Here is an 18,246-nt window from a genome sequence, read left to right as displayed (position 1 = left end):
TGATCATCGATTTAGAGATTCTTGTAGAAGGACTGTATAATTTGAGTCCATGTTAATTGACATAAGGATATATAACCTTTGGAAAAAATGATAATGATGCATTGTCGCAGTTAGATGTTTGGTGTAAGTCCATACAGGTAATAAAGCTTGCCAAGTAAACTTTTGTAATCATAAGATTGCACGGTATTAGACTACAGCTCGCTAGTAGCGAATTATAGAATCAGGTTGTACATATAAAATAGTCATTGTAAGCATCACTGTAAATGAGGATTTTAACAAGTCGTATAATTTATATTATGTTAAATAGAAAACAAATACCATCACCTTCCATTATTCAACTGGGATTATTTATTTAATGAATACATTTTCACTAACACCCATTTCAGCTCTTATATCCGATTATTTTTTACTGGCAACGCATGCACTATTCTTACATAATCTAGTGGATTGGGACGCTTGTAATTGTGTTTATTTTAATCCTTAATCCTGCTTTAACCAATCTTCTTAAATCTGAAAATAAATGTGGATAAATCATCATTTTATTCTGTTTAGATGACTCTATTACAATTTTTTTTACTCAAGAATGAAACTGTATACTGTTGACTATCATGATATTATTTCTTAAATTTACCTAACAATGTATCTTATAAAAGTGTAAATCGTATGAAAAAAACAAAATGGCTTATAGACTCAGCCCATTCCTCGGTACAGTTTCGCATCACTTATCTGGTAATTGCTTCTATTAGAGGTAGTTTTAATACTTTTCATGGTTTTGCTGAATGGAATGATAATTTTGAAAATGCTGCTATAGAATTTACTATTGATGCTAATAGTATTAATACAAATGTCGAAGAAAGAGATAAACATCTGAAAAGTACCGATTTTTTTGACACAGAATTGTATCCTACGATATCGTTTAGATCAACTACTTTTAAAAAAATTAATGATGAAATTTTTAGGCTTGAGGGTCTTTTGACTATGCATGGTCATACCAAGTTGATAGAATTGAAGGTGGATTATAATGGTCAGATCGTGGATCAATATGGTATGGAAAGAATTTCTTTTGATGTAACTGGTAAAGTGAGTCGTTGGGAATTTGATATGAAGTATAATTCTGTTTTAGAGGCTAATAGTCTATTGATTGATGAAGACATTGATATATCAATTCATTTGTTACTGCATAAAGAACAATAAATTTATTATTTTTGCGTCAGTAAATTAAATATTTTATAAAAATGGCACACGAACTTTTGGCAAGTCTTGCGAACAAAGAAATTGTATTTTCTGATGTTTTAGCTTATATAGCAGCTCGTTATGAGCACTCTCCTACTGCATTTACTAATGGAGATCAAGTTAACGAGGAGACCGAAAATCAAGGTAGTGCAAAGATCTTGGCTTTTGCCAGCTTGAATAATTTGGATAAAGAGCAGACACTCGCTCTATTTGCTGAGCATTATGAAGCTGTTTTAAACGATCCTGAAGGTGATGATCATCAAAATATACGCCAGTTTATGTTGAATGGCTGGGATGGTGTATCGTTCAGCGGCGTTGCCTTGACGCTAAAATAATATAATAATAGAGAAGCCATTAATTATCTTAATGGCTTCTCTATTTATTTCATAATGCTTTCCTCGGAAATGATATCTGGATACCGTGCATTAATGAGAATGTTCTCCTGAATTTGTCATTTTGGCCAATAAGAAAAATGCTCCTTTTTGAACAATCTTGGTCTGCTCATCTAGCTCTTTTATTGGCGTTATAGCTGTGAAACCACGTGATGACACGCCTTTAACTATAGCTACTCTTTCATATTCATGTCCGTCCTTATCGTGATCATGTCCTTCATGACTCTCCTCTTTAGTAGTGGTAGTCGCATTTTTTTCCTGTTCAGCATGCTCCTCTTTTAAGATGAATATGTAGTCTTTGCCTTCTGTGCTAACGATGCAATCTGTGGGTACGGCTAGAGACTTGTCGTCGCCGATGACTACTGTTCCCTGTACTTGCATGCCATTGATAAGGCCTTCTTTGTTACCCAAGACCTGCGCGTGAACGGCGATCGCATTTGTTTCTTTTTCAAATGCCTGTCCCAATTGATCGATCTGTGCTTCATAAGAAACATGGGCATTATTAACAGGTGAAAATAGAATTTTTTGTCCCTTTTTGACTTTTGAAAAATCCTTTTCATAGACGTACATGTCGACATGCAAAGCTTCATTGTTGACAATTTCTAGAATTGGCGATGAAGCTTCTATGCGGGTTCCGATCAATCCTTGTATGGACGCAACCACTCCTGAAATTGGTGCTTTGATGGTAATCTGGGATGAAATTTGTAAAGAACCTCCTCCGGCTGACAATTGTCTGGATAAGCTGTTTTTCTGCGCTTTTAAATTGGCAAGCTCCACCTCGACTTGTTGGAGTTTTTTTAGAGGTGCAGCATTGCCTTCTACCAATTCCTGTTGACGAATGAGTTCTAGTTGTGTCAACGAGATCTGATTGTTAATCAATTGCAGCTGTTCTTGCATTTTAATCAAATCGGGATTGAGTACCTTACCTAGTACCTGTCCTTTTTTAACAAAATCTCCTGGTCGCGCGTAAAGTTCTTCCAACACTCCACCGTACACGGATGTCACATATGCTTTTTTATCGTTAGGGACATCAAGTACGCCGTTTAATACAAGACCATTGCTTAGTATTTGGTAGGATAAGGTGGTGTAGCTGATTCCGACCTGCTTTTCCTGCGCTGCTGTCAGCATTAGCGCCTCTTCTTCTTCGTGATCATGCCCTTGATGTTCTTCTGTTACTTCTTTGTGTTCTGAAGAATTTGTTTGACAAGAAGCTACAAGAATGCTGCCCGCAAAAAATAGACTATATCGAATTAAAAAATGTAGTTTCATAATTATTAATTTGAATGGTAATATTGATACTGAATCACACTTTGATTATACGCATTCAAAGCTGTTAGGTAATTTATCTTGATATCAATGGACTGTGAAAAGAATTGAATAAGATCTGCATAACTGATTTCGCCGCTCTGATAGGCTAAATTGGCGGCTTTCATGATGGCTTCGGATTGTTTCAATCCGGATTGTTCATAAAACTGCAGTTGTTTTTCATTTTTGGTGATTTCTTTTTTTGCATTGCTCTTTTGCGCTGTAAGATTCATCTTTAACTGTTCCAGCTCTTGTTTCTCTATTGCCGTTTCCAGCTCGGCTACTTTGATTTTGTTTTGATAATATTGATTTGAAAACATAGGTACATTCATCGTTAGTGAAATTCCCGTCACAGGATTACGCTGCCCCCAGAGTCTCTGGGAGAATGCTCTTCCAGAAAAATCCGGCAATTTTGACTGCGCTTCCATTTTTGTGTTGGCTTCAGCTATTTCTATTGATTTTTGCTGTATTTTAATTAAGGGATGCTCTCCTATTGAATCCGGATGTTGAGAAGTTTTAATTTTTTGCAAAGACTCTTTTACAGGTAGAATAACGGAATTGTCATTTAATAAAACGCTAAAATTTTGCGCTGCAATAGCCAAATCTTGCTCATTTTGCAACATAGTGGTCTTATTTTCCTGCCATTTCGTTTCGGCTGCCATTTGCTCCAATCCTGCCGCCTCCCCTGTTTTTACACGTAGCTTTGCTGATTCATATAATTTTTGATGGGTGCTATCGAGTTGCGAAAAGAATAATTGCCGCGCTTCTAGATAGACCAACTGATAGTAATTTAGAGATACATCGCGGATCAATTGCTTTCGAGCATCTTCACGCTGTTCTGATACCATTTGACTGGTTTTCCTTAGAAGCTCTTTTCTTGCCTTGTAGAAACCTGGCCAAGCAAAATCCTGACTAAGTCCAACTTTCCATAGTCCATTTGGCTCTAGTGGTGAAAAATCTTCATTTTCAATAAATATGCCTGTTTTCCCATCAAAAGATCTTTGTTGATCAAGCTGTGATTTTTCAAGCTCCAGTGCTGTATTTTTAAAATTGAGGTTGGCATTTAGGGCTTGTGTGATTGCTTCCTCTAATTGTATCCGCTTTATATTGCTCTGTGCAAAGATTATGTTTGGAAACGATAGGAATAGTATGACCAATGACGTGATGATGGTTGATTTTCCGATTTTCATTTTTTTACTATTAAAAAATAACACATATAGACATGGTAATATAAATAATGTTAAAAATGTTGCAGATAGTAATCCGCCTATCACGACTGTTGCAAGTGGCTTCTGTACTTCGGCACCGGCTCCAGTACTTAAAGCCATTGGCAAAAAACCTAAAGATGCAACCGTAGCTGTCATCAATACAGGTCTTAGTCGAATTTTGGTTCCTTCCCACACGCGTTGAAATACATCGGTCATTCCTTCTTTTTCCAATTGATTGAATGTAGAAATCAATACAATGCCATTTAATACTGCTACTCCAAATAGGGCAATAAACCCAACACCTGCAGAAATACTAAAGGGCATATCTCGAATCAGAAGTGCAAAGATGCCACCAATGGCACTCATTGGTATTGCTGTAAAAATTAATAAAGACTCTTTGAGCGACCGAAATGTAAGATAAAGCAATATGAAAATAAGTAACAAAGCTCCTGGAACGGCTAGTGCCAATCTTTTTGTGGCGGCATTGAGGTTTTCAAACGTTCCTCCGAAGGTATAATAATACCCTGCGGGCATGACATCCATGCTGGTTAGCTTTTCTTGGATCTCATTGACCACGGAGGTTACATCACGATCTTTTATATTAAACCCGATGACAACTAGTCTTTTTCCAGATTCCCTACTGATCTGCGCAGGGCCATCCTTCATGGTAATGGTTGCAAGCTGACTTAATGGAACCTGATCACCGTCTCCTGTCAAAATTGGTAAATTTTCTACATCTGCCATAGATGTCTTAAAGGAGCTATCTAAGCGAACAACTAGATCAAACTTGCGCTCGTTTTCATATATTGATCCTGTACTTGTCCCTGCAAAAGACATGGCGATCACTTTGTTTAATTCATTGACCGTGACATGATGTAAGGCAAGCTGTGTCCGATTGTAGATGATGGATATCTGCGGGAGCCCTGTCGTGCGTTCGATCTGCGGAGCCGAAGCGCCATTGACACTTTGCACTACTTGTCCTACGCGACTTGCGATAGTTGCTAAACTATCAATATTTTCTCCGAATATTTTAATCGCCACATCTTGTCGGACTCCAGTCATCAATTCATTAAAACGCATTTGAATGGGTTGAGAAGCTTCAAAGAATACACCTGGAATCACTGAAAGTGAATCCAACATCCGGTCTGCTAACCCGGTATAAGTATCTCCTGATTTCCACTCGGACATGGGTTTTAATGTAATGATCATGTCGGTCGCCTCTGGAGGCATTGGATCTGTCGGGATCTCGGCACTACCGGTCTTACCGACCACAATTTTGACTTCTGGAAATTTTTTAATGATCTTAGCGGCCTGCATGGAAGTTTCTATGCTTTGAGAAAGCGAGGATCCCTGTGGTAAGATACAGTGAAATGCGTAATCTCCTTCCTGAAGTTGAGGGATAAATTCACTGCCCATCTTGCTGAATAGAAATCCTGAGAAAGCCAGTAGTGCCAAGGTCAATATTAATAATGTTTTTCTAATACTGACGGCTTTTTGCACCAGTGGTGTATACCATAATTGCAGTTTAGCCATCATTTTGTCGGCGAACGTAATCTGGTGCTGAGGTTTTTTAGATAAAAATAATGCACTCATCATTGGGATATAGGTCAATGACAAGACTAAGGCTCCTATAATGGCAAAACTCACTGTCTGTGCCATCGGTCCAAACATTTTACCCTCTACACCTACAAGTGTTAATATGGGAATGTAAACAATCAGGATAATGATTTCACCAAAAGCCGCACTATTTCTAATTTTTGAAGATGACTGATATACTTCTTCATCCATCTCCACTTGGCTCAGTACATGTTTTGTCTTTCTCAATCCTAAATGATGCATAGTGGCTTCCACAACAATCAATGCTCCATCGACGATAAGTCCAAAATCTATGGCTCCTAGACTCATTAAATTGGCGCTTACTCCAAATAAACGCATCATACCTAGTGCGAAGAGCATGGACAATGGTATAGCAGAGGCAACAATCAGTCCTGCTCGTAGATTACCTAAAAAGATGACTAAAACAAAAATAACAATCAGTGCACCTTCAATCAAATTTTTCTCGACTGTACCGATGGCACGATTGACTAAATCTGTACGGTCAGAAAAAGCTTCTACTACGATATCTTTTGGTAGTGATTGCTTGATTCGCTCTAGCTTTTCCTTGACAGCAGCTACCACTTCGGCTGAATTCTCGCCTTTGAGCATCATAACGATACCGCCTACAGCTTCTTTTTCACCATTGTAAGTAAGTGCACCGTAGCGCACGGCCGAGCCCTCACGTACTTCTGCTACATCTCTAATATAGATGGGGAAACCATTTTTATTTTTTATAGCAACATTGCCAATATCTTCCATGGATGTCAAAAGTCCGATGCCGCGGATAAAGTATGCGCTTGGCTTTTTGTCAATATAGGCTCCTCCGGTATTTTGATTATTCTGTTCTAATGCGGAAAAGATCTCATTGATCCCGACTCCTGTTGCTTTTAGTTTGTATGGATTGACAGCGACTTCGTATTGTTTGAGCTTTCCTCCGAAACTATTTACTTCGGCTACCCCAGGGGTTCCATAGAGCTGCCTGGCGATGATCCAGTCTTGTATCGTCCGTAAATCTGCTGCGGAGTATTTGGACTCTGCTCCTTTTGCCGGATGGATGACGTATTGATAGATTTCGCCTAATCCGGTACTAATAGGTGCTAACTCTGGACTTCCGAGACCTTCTGGAATATTTTCCTTTGCTTCTTGCAGTTTTTCACTGATCAATTGGCGAGCGAAATAAATATTGACATTGTCGTCAAAAACTGCGGTGACGACAGATAACCCAAATCGTGATATGGAACGTAGTTCCACGAGATCAGGCAAGTTTGTTAGTTTTTGTTCGATCGGATAAGTGACAAACTGCTCCACCTCTTGGGTGGCTAAGGCAGGTGAGCTGGTTATGATCTGTACTTGATTATTCGTTATATCTGGATTGGCATCTATAGGAATATGAAAGGCACTCCATATCCCCCAGATGATCCATATCAAAGTAAAGAGTCCGATAATAATTTTATTACGGATACTGAACTTGATGATTGCGTTCAACATAATATTCTACTTAAAAATAGCGATACAAAAATACTCATTGAAAATATGAGTGAATGAAATTTAGTCTGTTAAGACTTTAAGAAAACTAGTGTTAACCGAGTTGAGGCGGATGCCAGATGCTGGAGTAATCAAAAGAATAAAAAATGCTTTCGTACGCAATTTCATCTTTTGACTGCAATAATACGGTGACAAAGGAAAAGATAGTATTGTCTGCTATGTTTAAAACTGTAGAGCAGCATGCGCATATGCAGAATGGGGAACAATAATCCACATGTTCTTCTTCACTATGATGGATATCTTTGGACTGTGTCGTGTGTACGAAAGAAGATTCTTGTACATGATCTGCACAAGGTACCATCGTCAATGCGATGAAATATAAGCTTAATATATAGACAAATATCTTCAAGTACTGGATTTAAATATAGTACAAAAATAATAAATTAATTAAGAACGCAAAATTAATGGCTCCTTTTTAATTTTCACATGTAACGGTTATGTTTTATAAAAAAAATGTAATGAAATATGTTTAATTTTTATATATTAGCAATTCAAAAGGGAAAAATTTACTATAATACATGTCAAATACTTTTAACGAATTCATCAATTACGTTGAGAAACGCAATCCAAATGAACCAGAATTTCTACAAGCTGTACAAGAAGTTACAGAGGATTTAATTCCATTTATTTCTGAAAGTCATCCAGAATTACTTAAACTGAAGATTTTAGAAAGATTAGTTGAGCCAGAGCGTGTTATATCATTTCGTGTGGCTTGGTTAAACGATAAAAACGAAGTTGAGATCAATAGAGGTTACCGTGTTCAGATGAGCAGTGCTATCGGTCCATATAAAGGTGGATTACGATTTGCGCCATCGGTAAACCTGAGTATCTTGAAATTTTTGGCTTTCGAACAAGTGTTTAAAAATAGCTTGACGGGCTTACCTATAGGTGGCGGTAAAGGTGGCGCTGATTTTAATCCTAAAGGAAAATCGGATGCTGAAATTATGCGTTTCTGCCAGAGCTTTATGACTGAGCTGTTCAGACATATTGGTCCAGATACAGATGTGCCTGCTGGTGATATCGGTGTTGGTACACGTGAAATTGGTTATTTATTTGGACAGTACAAAAGATTGCAAAATGCATTTACGGGTGTGTTAACCGGTAAAGGCAGTGCGTGGGGTGGCTCCTATACGAGACCGGAGGCCACGGGTTACGGCTTGCTTTACTTTGTTGAATGTATCTATGACTTCAACAATCAAGATTTAAAAGATAAAGTAGTGGCAATATCTGGAGCGGGTAATGTAGCGTATTATGCTGCTGAAAAATCGATACACCTAGGTGCAAAAGTAATTACCTTATCCAATAGTCAGGGTACGCTTTATGATGAAGATGGAATAACTTCTGAAAAATTGGCTTATATCGGAACTATCGGACGTGATTTGGATCAATACATCATCAAATATCCGAACGCAAAATATTTTACGGATAAAAAACCATGGGAATTTAAATGCGATATCGCGCTCCCATGTGCTACTCAAAATGAATTGACAAAAGAAGATGCACTTACCTTAGTTGCCAATGGCTGTCAATGTATTGCTGAAGGTGCAAATATGCCTTCTACAGCTGAGGCCATTAAAATTTTCCATGACTCCAAAATTAGTTTTGCACCAGGAAAGGCTGCAAATGCAGGTGGTGTAGCTGTTTCTGGTTTAGAGATGTCGCAAAACTCAATTCGTCAACAATGGACGAAAGAAGAAGTTGATTGCAAATTAAAAGATATTATGGTCAATATTCATAAGACTTGCGTCAAATATGGACATGATAAAGATTATATCAACTACCTAAAAGGAGCCAATATTGGTGGCTTTTTGAAAGTAGCTAGAGCAATGACTGAACAAGGGATTGTCTAATTTTACGTTTTATTTTTCCATATAACGGTTAATCCTTCAATAGGATTAGCCGTTTTTTTATTTACTTTGTAAAAATTAGTAACATGAGAATATTAGCAGAATTACCACATCCAGATTGTAAGATATCTATATTTGGTATGAACCAAAAGTTCATCATCAAATTTGAGCAGGGAACCTTAGAACAATCTTATAAGATTGCAGAAACAGATATTGTAGGGGGAGTTAATGGTGTCTTCGAATTGCTTGACGATGCCTTCATTACAGAAGTACTTCAACACTTCAATGGCATGCGCAGCTCTTTCCTGAATGCCTTTGAGAGATATGATTCTTAACTTAATGATAACACGACATTTATCTTATTGTCAATTGATTAGAATTCAATAAAGCTTGAAACAAAATATTATTTGGCACTTTTGGGGCGCTTGTAGACCATCTAGAGACCAAGCCTACATTTAAACCATAGGTAAAGCTCGTAAAGTGCTGTAAAACAAAAAACTATATACAATGACAAAATATAATTTGGTGTATGATTATTTTTGTTTTAAGATAAAAAAGGGTATCCAAAATTTGGATACCCTTTTTCAGTATTTTGATATAAGATTGATTACAGTGAATCTTTATTTCTTAAAAAATCATTGATGACGGCAGGCACCATATTGACAATTGAACCCTTATTTTTCCAGACATCTCGAACGATCGTGGAAGAGATATGAGCGAGTCCACTCCTGCTCATTAAAAAGTATGTTTCGATGTGTGGAGCTAATATTAAGTTGTTTTGTGCGATACTGTTTTCAAATTCAAAATCTGCAGTATTTCGCAGTCCTCTCAGTAAAAAGTTGGCTCCAACTCTATGGCAGAAATTGATGGTCAACCCTTCAAAAGAAACAACTTCAATGGTTGACCTATCTTTAAAAACTGCTTGTATGGTTGCCAGCTTATCTGCTGCAGTCAACAATCCCTGTTTAGCACTATTGACACCAATTGCAATATAAATTTTATCGAAGAGAGGTACAGCGCGTTCCACAAGGTCTTGATGTGCTAATGTAAATGGATCAAATGATCCCGGAAAAACAGCAATTTTCATAACTTAACACGTATAAAATGAGAATGATGAATATCCATACTTTCTTTTTTCGACAAAATTTGGATGTGGATCCATTTCTCTAGTTGATGGATGTTCAATAATTAATAAACCACCCTTATTGAGAAGCTCATTTTCCAATATCAGATGTGCTAGCTGAGGTAATTTTGGAATATCGTATGGAGGATCTGCAAAAATAAAGTCAAACTTGTGCTTTGCGGTTTGGATATACTTAAAGACATCAGCTTTTTTAGCTTTTATACTTGAAATATTCATCTTTTTTGCCGTTTCGGCAATGTATTGTACACATTTGAAGTGTAAATCGATTGATTCTACAGCATGTGCATACCGAGACGCGAGTTCAAAACTAATATTACCGGTACCAGCAAATAAATCAAGACAAGTTAACTCGTCAAAATCTAGACGGTTTTGTAAGATATTAAACAGTGCTTCCTTTGCGATATCCGTCGTTGGTCTTACGGGTAAGTTTGTGGGTGGATTAAGACGTATACCACCATATTGTCCTCCTATTATTCGCATAGTATCGCGTCAAATAATGTGTTATAATTTTTTAAATTAATGTCGTCGCTCTCATGATTAATATGAACCTTACTTTTTGATGATAAGTAGGCTACATTATAAGAATATCTTTCTAAACATTTCATATAACTGTCGTTTGGTATATCTCCAGATATCAATACTTTAGATACTTTTTCAGACAAAGAAAACTGTTGTAAAATATTTAGAATATAGTAATTTAGGTCTTCAGCAAAATAAACGTCAAAAGAATTGTATAAGATGAATTGTCCGTTTTGAAATACATACAGGTCTACCAAATGGTCAGATACAAAATGCACACCAAGGACCGATCCTCTAATGGGTACCAGATCTTGGGCCTGATCAAGTATAATACAAAATTCAGGAAAGATTTGAGCATCTGGAAATAAAGCTTTCCATCTGTTGTATAAAATCAAGTCGTATTCAAATACTGCTACAATACCTAGATTTTTCATCTCATAGGTGTGTATATGGTTGGGTACATGCTCTACGAGATAGGGTGCATAGTCACTTAAGCGATCCTCTTGAAAAACTTCTTTTGGAATAAAGGTTAAACTTTGGTGCGGTATTACCACTTTGACAAATCGAAAGGGTAAGCTCAAAATTTGAGTGGCTTCCAATTTTGGATTTTCAGCATCATATTCCAGTAAGAGATTCAGGTTTAACTCCTTATCGGTTACTGTAATAACGTCTTTGCTAAAACCTGCTTTTGCCGATAAGGTATATTCTGGCAAAAAATGGATATTGAAGTCCTCAGAGATATAATTCATATGTATGCTTTCCAAATTCAATTTTTAAATTGTACAACCTAACAAAATTAACTTTTCTAAACGATAAGACAAACCTTTTAGATAACTTTGATGGTGCTTATTAAAGATTTATTAATCCAACGCTTTCCTTGGACAGCAACTCCACAGCAAAATTCTGTGTTTGAATTGTTAGCTCAATTTTTGAGTTCCTTTCACACGCAAGATTGTTTTGTCTTAAAAGGCTATGCGGGTACAGGTAAGACCACCATCATCTCCTCTTTGGTCAAAACATTGCCTTACATTAAGAAAAAGGCAGTTTTACTAGCTCCTACAGGACGTGCCGCCAAAGTAATGAGTTTCTATTCCGGTAGACCTGCCCTTACTATCCATAAAAAAATATACCGTAAGAAAAATGCGATTTCTTTTCAACTTGATTTTACATTAGCTGAAAACTTGCACGAAGACACGTTGTTTATTATTGATGAATCGTCAATGATCTCAAATGAAAGCGTTAATATGTTTTCAAAAAGTTTACTCGACGACCTGGTTAGATACGTACGTAGCGGTAAGCATTGTTCAATTATGTTTGTGGGCGATACGGCTCAGCTACCACCAGTAGGACTATGGGAAAGTCCCGCTCTCAATCCAGCTTACCTCGAAAATGAATTCTATTTTCATCCTTACACGTTCGAGTTGACCGACGTCGTCCGACAACAAAAGGATTCGGGTATTTTATTCAATGCGACAAAGATCAGGCAAGAAATAAACTTGGAAGAATTGGAGGGTACCTACCCTTTTCCAAAGTTTATAACAAATGGATTTAAAGATATTTATCGCATGACAGGCGAACGTTTAATTGAAGGTATTAATTACGCTTATGATAAGTTTGGGATTGAAAATACGATGATAATCTGCCGTTCCAATAAGTCAGCCAATTTGTATAATCAACATATCCGCAATCAAATTTTATTTCGCGATGAAGAGATCACGGGAGGTGATCATATTATGGTGGTCCGCAACAATTATTTCTGGCTACAAGATAATGGTGTCGAGAATGGTTTTATTGCAAATGGTGATATGGCTAAAATAAGAAAGGTGAGCAATGTCCACGAACAGCATGGTTTTCGGTTTGCGGATATCACCATTGAATTTATGGATACCCAACATCAAGAGCCTATCACTTGTCGTGTTATCTTGGATAGTTTATATACCGATAGTCCTAATCTTCCATATGAAGATCAAAAAAAGCTGTATGAGGCGGTAGCTCTCGATTATGAAGATATATTTCTGAAGCAAGATCGCCTAGAAGCCATCAAGAAGGATCCATACTATAATGCGTTGCAAATTAAATTTGCCTTTGCTATTACCTGTCACAAAGCACAAGGTGGCCAATGGCCTGCTGTTTTTGTAGATCAAGGCTATTTGACGGATGAAATGTTGACAACAGAATTTTTAAGATGGCTTTATACGGGCATAACACGGGCCACAGAAGAGCTATTTTTAGTAAATTTTAATGAAAAATTCTTTTCTTAAGGGTCATTAACTAAAATTTTACAAGACTTACTTCTTTCTTATGCGATTACTTAATACTTTTGAGTTTATTATACATATAAAACTAAAGAATGAATAAAATTTACTTATTCTTAAGCCTGTTGCTGCTATCTTTTTATGCAACAGCACAAGAATCAACCCCTCCTCCTAAAGCAAATTATCAATTGGCGGCTAAATTTTCGCCTGAGAAGCTTAAGAAAATGATCTTCTCGACAACAATTAAACCCAATTGGATTAATTTTACCGATCGATTTTGGTATGATTTTACTACTCCTCAGGGTAAAAACTGGTATTTAGTAGATCCTGCTACCAATAAAAAGGAAGTCCTTTTTGATAATGAAAAGCTAGCTGCCCAAATTACCAAAATCGTAAAAAACCCATTTGACGCACAGCATCTTACTCTTCAAAATCTAAAGTTTACAAAAGATGAAAAGAAAATTAGATTTGAAGTTGCAAGTACCAAAGATACCGTGAAATCTAAAGAAGAGATTGAAAAGTTGAAAGTAAAGACGGATACGTTAAAAAAGAAAATCTTCTTCTTGGAATACGATCTGGCTACACAAAAAGTTAGGGAGCTAAGTGATAAAACAAAAGAGAAACAAGCATTATCTTGGGCTACCTTCTCTCCTGACACCAATACGATTTATTTTGCAAAGGATTTCAACCTATTCTGGATGGATCGCGCCAATTATGAAAAAGCTGTTAAAAATGAAAAAGACAGTACGATCATAGAACATCAAATCACGAAGGATGGGGTTCAATATTATGCTTGGGCTGGTGACGAATACAGCACCACAACAGGTGATGATAAAAAGGACGACGATATTGTTAAACGTAAACGTGTATGGATGAACTGGTCTCCTGATGGAAAACACTTCGTGATTACGCGTAAAGACAATAGAAGCCTAAATCCCCTATGGGTTATCAATAATGTAGGCAGTAAACGTCCGACTTTGGAGACTTATAAATATCAGATGCCCGGTGAGACGGATTCTACGGAGACGCAGTTATTTGTTTTTAACGCTTCTGATAAATCGTACAAACAAATAAAAATTGGAGCTTTTAAAAATCAGACTTTAAGTAATTGGTCAAAAAATGTTGACAAAAATAGCTATAAAGGTGATTACGTTATCAACTACTGGTTAGGAACAAATGATGCTTTTTATCTTGCTCGATCTAGTCGCGACTTAAAACGTATCGACTTGGTTAAAGTAAATATAGATGATTCAACTCAAGTATTGGTAGAGGAAAGATCCAACGTTTATCAAGATATCAAAAAACCATTATTGATCAATAATGGTACAGAGTTTATCCACTGGTCACAACGCGATGGATGGGGTCATTTTTATCTATACGATAGCCAAGGCAACCTGAAACAACAAGTGACCAGTGGTTCTTTCAATTGTGAAGAGATTACGGGATCTGATATGGCGGCAAGGACCTTGTACTTTACGGCAAATGGTAAAGAGCAAAATGAAGACCCCTATTATTTGCATCATTATAGTGTAGGGTTTAATGGAGCAAATCTGAAATTATTAAATCCAGGTAACTTTGATCACCAAGTTGATGTCAGTGAAAGTTCTCGTTATTTTGTGAATAATTTTTCTAGGGTAAATAGCATTCCTGAAATCGCATTGTATCAAACCAATGGAAAAAAAATAATGACCTTAGAGAAGGCCGATCTCTCCTTACTATTTGCTGCTGGATATAAATTTCCACAACCTTTTAAAGTTAAAGCTGGCGATGGTATCACAGACCTATATGGCGTGATGTATAAACCATTTGATTTTGATAGCACAAAAACGTATCCAATCGTAGAATACATCTATCCAGGGCCACAAACGGAGGCTGTCAATCAATCATTTGGCAGAAGTATGGACAGGATCGACCGATTAGCTCAATTTGGTATGATTGTCATCACTGTGGGTAACCGTGGTGGACATCCAGCAAGATCAAAATGGTACCATACGTTTGGTTATGGAAACTTAAGAGATTATGGACTGGAGGATAAAAAGGCTGCAGCCGAACAATTGGCCGATCGTTACAAATTTATCGACATCAACCGTGTCGGTATCACGGGACACTCTGGTGGGGGTTTTATGTCCACAGCAGCCATGCTGGTATATCCTGACTTTTTTAAAGTAGCCGTTTCTGGTGCTGGAAACCATGAAAATAACATTTATAACAGATGGTGGAGCGAAAGACATCATGGGGTTACAGAAAAAGTTAGTACCAAAGGGGATACGACTTTTACTTATCAGATCGATAAAAATACTGATTTAGCAAAAAATTTGAAAGGTAAGTTATTAATCGCAACTGGCGATATTGACAATAACGTTCACCCCGCCAATTCAATTCGAATGGTCAACGCATTGATCAAAGCCAATAAGCGATTCGACTTCTTATTATTGCCTGGTCAACGTCACGGATTTGGTGATATGACGGAATATTTCTTCTGGAAAATGGGCGATTACTTTTCCGAGTACCTGATCGGTGATTCAAAAATCAAAGAGGTCAATATGATGGAAATAAATAGAGAAATACCATTGAGTAGATAATCAATGATAACAAAACAAAAATTAGAAATTTTTTCCGCTATCTATACGCAGTATCAGGTAGCGGATTTTTCTTTGAATATATTACAAGGACTTTCTTTGATCGACTTATTGGAGCTATCGATGTATCAGGAAGATAAGCAACTTGCTTTTCGGAGTGCTTGGATATTTGAAACGATTGTACTGAAAGACAAAAAGCTGTTAGACAAAAACATCTCTACCCTGCTTATCCAAAACTTAAGTACCCTGAATAACTGGAGTTGTGCTAGAAGCTATACTAAAGTTCTCATGTACCTCACTTCCCCTAAAGCGACAGCTATCCAATTGGATGATGTGGAATATGACATTATAATCCATGTGTCTTTCAGCTGGTTAATTGACCCTTCTTGCCCTATTGCTGTACTTGCAAATTGCATAGATATTTTAGATCAACTGCGCGTCAGATATCCTTGGATAAAAGAGGAGCTGTACACACAAGTCGAATACTTACTTCGCATAAATCCTACTCCAGCTATTAAAAGCCGGAGTTTAAAGATTTTAAAAAAGCATAAAAAATAGTGCTGATATGCACATTTCGATCACGATATTGCTTGATCATATCCAACCTATATCATGACAAAAGAGAGATTTTAAAAAAGCGTATTTCCCTTATGGGCATATGCTCTACCGAGATGTCTAAAAGCGGCTTCTGTACATTCACGCCCTCTTGATGTACGCATGAGATAACCCTCTTGAATCAAGAAAGGTTCATATACCTCTTCAATAGTTCCCTCGTCTTCACCGACTGCGGTGGCAATTGTTTTTAAACCGACAGGTCCACCTTTAAATTTGTCGATAATGGTACTTAAAATGCGATTATCCATTTCATCTAAGCCATTTTCATCCACATTTAATGCATTCAACGCATATTTGGCAATTTCCCGTTCAATAGAGCCTGTCCCTTTGATCTGGGCAAAATCTCGTGTTCTTCTTAAAAGGGCATTGGCGATACGTGGTGTTCCCCTACTTCTACGTGCTATTTCATAAGCACCCTCATCGCTGATTGGTGTTTTAAGTATATCTGCAGACCTCAATACAATAGTGGTCAATAGTTTGACATCATAATATTGTAGGCGTGCATTGATCCCAAAACGCGCTCGTAAAGGAGATGTTAATAGTCCTGACCGTGTCGTTGCTCCAATTAATGTGAATGGATTTAGTGATATTTGTACTGAACGCGCATTAGGTCCAGTTTCTAGCATGATATCGATCTTAAAGTCTTCCATAGCCGAATACAGGTATTCTTCCACAATTGGACTTAAACGATGGATCTCATCAATAAATAGCACGTCACCTTCTTCAAGATTGGTCAATAGACCGGCCAAATCTCCTGGTTTGTCCAGCACAGGCCCTGAGGTGATCTTGATGCCTACTCCCATCTCATTGGCTATGATATTGGAGAGCGTCGTTTTACCTAGACCTGGAGGGCCATGAAGTAAAACATGGTCCAAGGACTCGCCTCTCAATTTAGCGGCCTTAACGAAAATATTAAGATTCTCTAAAATTTTCTCCTGCCCAGTGAAATCTTCAAATACTTGCGGACGCAATACACGTTCGATATCCCGATCCGTATGATTTAAATTCTCCGCATTCGGATCTAAGTGCTCATTCATTTACGCTTCCCTTTCTTAGATTTAATTATATTTTCGCGTCCAACTTGAAATTTTCAGTTGGATAACGCCAAAAAAAGCTTCTTTAAAAATACTTGTACTCATTTTTGATGTTCCTTCGGTACGATCTGTAAAGATTATAGGAACTTCTACAACCTTGAAGCCATATTGGATTGCTGTAAATTTCATTTCAATTTGAAACGCATAACCTACAAATTTAATTTTATCCAGAGGTATCCGCTCCAAAACTCTCCTCCTAAAACAGACAAAACCAGCTGTTGCATCTTGAATATTGATCCCCGTAATAAATCGCACATATACGGAAGCAAAGTAAGACATCAACACCCTATTCATCGGCCAATTGACAACATTTACTCCTTTAATATAACGCGATCCAATACTCATATCTGATCCATCTATGCAGCTTTGTCTTAAACGTATCAGATCTTCGGGATTATGACTAAAGTCTGCGTCCATTTCAAATATAAATTCATAATGGCGTTCCAGAGCCCATCTAAACCCGTGGATATAGGCTGTACCCAATCCTAATTTCCCAATGCGTTCTTCGATAAATAATCGTCCTACAAACTCTGCCTGCAAAGATCGCACGATCTGCGCAGTTCCATCTGGCGAACCGTCATCAACGATTAAAATATGAAATGGTACAGCGAGTGAAAATACTTTACGAATTATCTTTTCGATATTTTCTTTCTCGTTGTATGTAGGTATGATAACTAAACTATCGGACACTTTAAAAACATTTTGTATGGGGTAAAGTTACTAATTATATTGGGATTTTGATTGGACTTTGATGTCAATAATAGGTGTATATCAAAAATAAAAAAGTCCACTATTTTGCAATAGCGGACTTTTATTAACCAATTATAAACTTAAATTATGAGACTACAAATATATGATAAAAGGTTTTACCAAGCAAAGAATTTGCGTTTTTCTGCCTGTTCATAACATAAAAA

The 18,246-nt window shown here is 37.1% G+C and carries 15 protein-coding genes; 7 read left to right on the top strand and 8 right to left on the bottom strand.

Annotated elements, in window-relative coordinates; translation table 11 throughout:
* Nucleotides 1–663 precede the first annotated feature (663 nt).
* Nucleotides 664–1,194, top strand: coding sequence for a YceI family protein (locus B3P23_RS10985; RefSeq protein ID WP_293925870.1), 531 nt, complete (start codon nucleotides 664–666; stop codon nucleotides 1,192–1,194).
* Nucleotides 1,195–1,235: 41 nt separating this feature from the next.
* The gene (locus B3P23_RS10980; RefSeq protein WP_045752556.1) at nucleotides 1,236–1,568 is read left to right on the top strand and encodes a HopJ type III effector protein; all 333 of its coding nucleotides are present in this window, start codon (nucleotides 1,236–1,238) and stop codon (nucleotides 1,566–1,568) included.
* 90 nt (nucleotides 1,569–1,658) lie between these two features.
* Here B3P23_RS10980 and B3P23_RS10975 read toward each other — a convergent pair whose 3' ends face one another.
* The 3 genes from B3P23_RS10975 to B3P23_RS10965 all read right to left on the bottom strand — a co-directional run bounded on the left by B3P23_RS10975 (nucleotide 1,659) and on the right by B3P23_RS10965 (nucleotide 7,628).
* The gene (locus B3P23_RS10975; RefSeq protein WP_293925867.1) at nucleotides 1,659–2,894 is read right to left on the bottom strand and encodes an efflux RND transporter periplasmic adaptor subunit; all 1,236 of its coding nucleotides are present in this window, start codon (nucleotides 2,892–2,894) and stop codon (nucleotides 1,659–1,661) included.
* A gap of 5 nt (nucleotides 2,895–2,899) precedes the next feature.
* Nucleotides 2,900–7,222, bottom strand: coding sequence for a CusA/CzcA family heavy metal efflux RND transporter (locus tag B3P23_RS10970; RefSeq protein WP_293925865.1), 4,323 nt, complete (start codon nucleotides 7,220–7,222; stop codon nucleotides 2,900–2,902).
* Nucleotides 7,223–7,313: 91 nt separating this feature from the next.
* A complete protein-coding gene (locus B3P23_RS10965) occupies nucleotides 7,314–7,628 on the bottom strand; it encodes a DUF6660 family protein (protein WP_248753682.1) in 315 nt (104 codons plus the stop codon).
* A 169-nt stretch (nucleotides 7,629–7,797) separates the two neighbouring features.
* Here B3P23_RS10965 and gdhA point away from each other — a divergent pair, with 169 nt between their 5' ends.
* A complete protein-coding gene (gdhA, locus tag B3P23_RS10960) occupies nucleotides 7,798–9,129 on the top strand; it encodes an NADP-specific glutamate dehydrogenase (RefSeq protein ID WP_045752559.1) in 1,332 nt (443 codons plus the stop codon).
* An 83-nt stretch (nucleotides 9,130–9,212) separates the two neighbouring features.
* Complete coding sequence (locus B3P23_RS10955) at nucleotides 9,213–9,461, top strand: hypothetical protein (protein WP_248753681.1); 249 nt, start codon at nucleotides 9,213–9,215, stop codon at nucleotides 9,459–9,461.
* Between the two features lie 272 nt (nucleotides 9,462–9,733).
* On the opposite strand, the gene coaD is transcribed toward B3P23_RS10955, so the two are convergent.
* Genes coaD through B3P23_RS10940 form a run of 3 tightly spaced genes read right to left on the bottom strand, consistent with a single transcriptional unit; the run spans nucleotide 9,734 to nucleotide 11,538 of the window.
* On the bottom strand, nucleotides 9,734–10,213 hold the full coding sequence (coaD, locus tag B3P23_RS10950) for a pantetheine-phosphate adenylyltransferase (protein ID WP_094772140.1): 480 nt from the start codon (nucleotides 10,211–10,213) through the stop codon (nucleotides 9,734–9,736).
* 3 nt (nucleotides 10,214–10,216) lie between these two features.
* A complete protein-coding gene (gene rsmD, locus B3P23_RS10945) occupies nucleotides 10,217–10,750 on the bottom strand; it encodes a 16S rRNA (guanine(966)-N(2))-methyltransferase RsmD (RefSeq protein ID WP_094772141.1) in 534 nt (177 codons plus the stop codon).
* Nucleotides 10,741–11,538: a DUF3822 family protein gene (locus tag B3P23_RS10940; protein ID WP_293925862.1), complete on the bottom strand. Its 798-nt coding sequence runs from the start codon at nucleotides 11,536–11,538 to the stop codon at nucleotides 10,741–10,743. Before B3P23_RS10940 ends, rsmD begins: the two co-directional genes overlap by 10 nt.
* Nucleotides 11,539–11,631: 93 nt before the next feature.
* On the opposite strand from B3P23_RS10940, the gene B3P23_RS10935 reads away from it, so the two are divergent.
* The 3 genes from B3P23_RS10935 (at nucleotide 11,632) to B3P23_RS10925 (ending at nucleotide 16,181) form a co-directional block, all read left to right on the top strand.
* A complete protein-coding gene (locus B3P23_RS10935) occupies nucleotides 11,632–13,050 on the top strand; it encodes an ATP-dependent DNA helicase (RefSeq protein ID WP_045755241.1) in 1,419 nt (472 codons plus the stop codon).
* 89 nt (nucleotides 13,051–13,139) lie between these two features.
* Nucleotides 13,140–15,626: a S9 family peptidase gene (locus tag B3P23_RS10930; protein ID WP_293925860.1), complete on the top strand. Its 2,487-nt coding sequence runs from the start codon at nucleotides 13,140–13,142 to the stop codon at nucleotides 15,624–15,626.
* A 3-nt stretch (nucleotides 15,627–15,629) separates the two neighbouring features.
* Nucleotides 15,630–16,181 carry a hypothetical protein gene (locus B3P23_RS10925; protein ID WP_293925858.1) on the top strand — a complete coding sequence of 184 codons (552 nt, stop codon included), beginning with the start codon at nucleotides 15,630–15,632 and terminating at the stop codon, nucleotides 16,179–16,181.
* Nucleotides 16,182–16,252: 71 nt separating this feature from the next.
* Here B3P23_RS10925 and ruvB read toward each other — a convergent pair whose 3' ends face one another.
* Together ruvB and B3P23_RS10915 are read right to left on the bottom strand one after the other, a co-directional pair.
* Nucleotides 16,253–17,275: a Holliday junction branch migration DNA helicase RuvB gene (ruvB, locus tag B3P23_RS10920; protein ID WP_045752566.1), complete on the bottom strand. Its 1,023-nt coding sequence runs from the start codon at nucleotides 17,273–17,275 to the stop codon at nucleotides 16,253–16,255.
* 21 nt (nucleotides 17,276–17,296) lie between these two features.
* Nucleotides 17,297–18,022 (bottom strand): polyprenol monophosphomannose synthase, encoded by a 726-nt coding sequence (locus B3P23_RS10915; RefSeq protein ID WP_045752567.1) that lies wholly within the window; start codon nucleotides 18,020–18,022, stop codon nucleotides 17,297–17,299.
* Nucleotides 18,023–18,246 lie beyond the last annotated feature (224 nt).

The organism is Sphingobacterium sp. UBA6320, assembly GCF_002440335.1.
Taxonomy (GTDB): domain Bacteria; phylum Bacteroidota; class Bacteroidia; order Sphingobacteriales; family Sphingobacteriaceae; genus Sphingobacterium.
The sequence above is the reverse complement of the archived record's forward strand: the minus strand, read 5'-3'. Positions and strand labels throughout refer to the sequence as shown.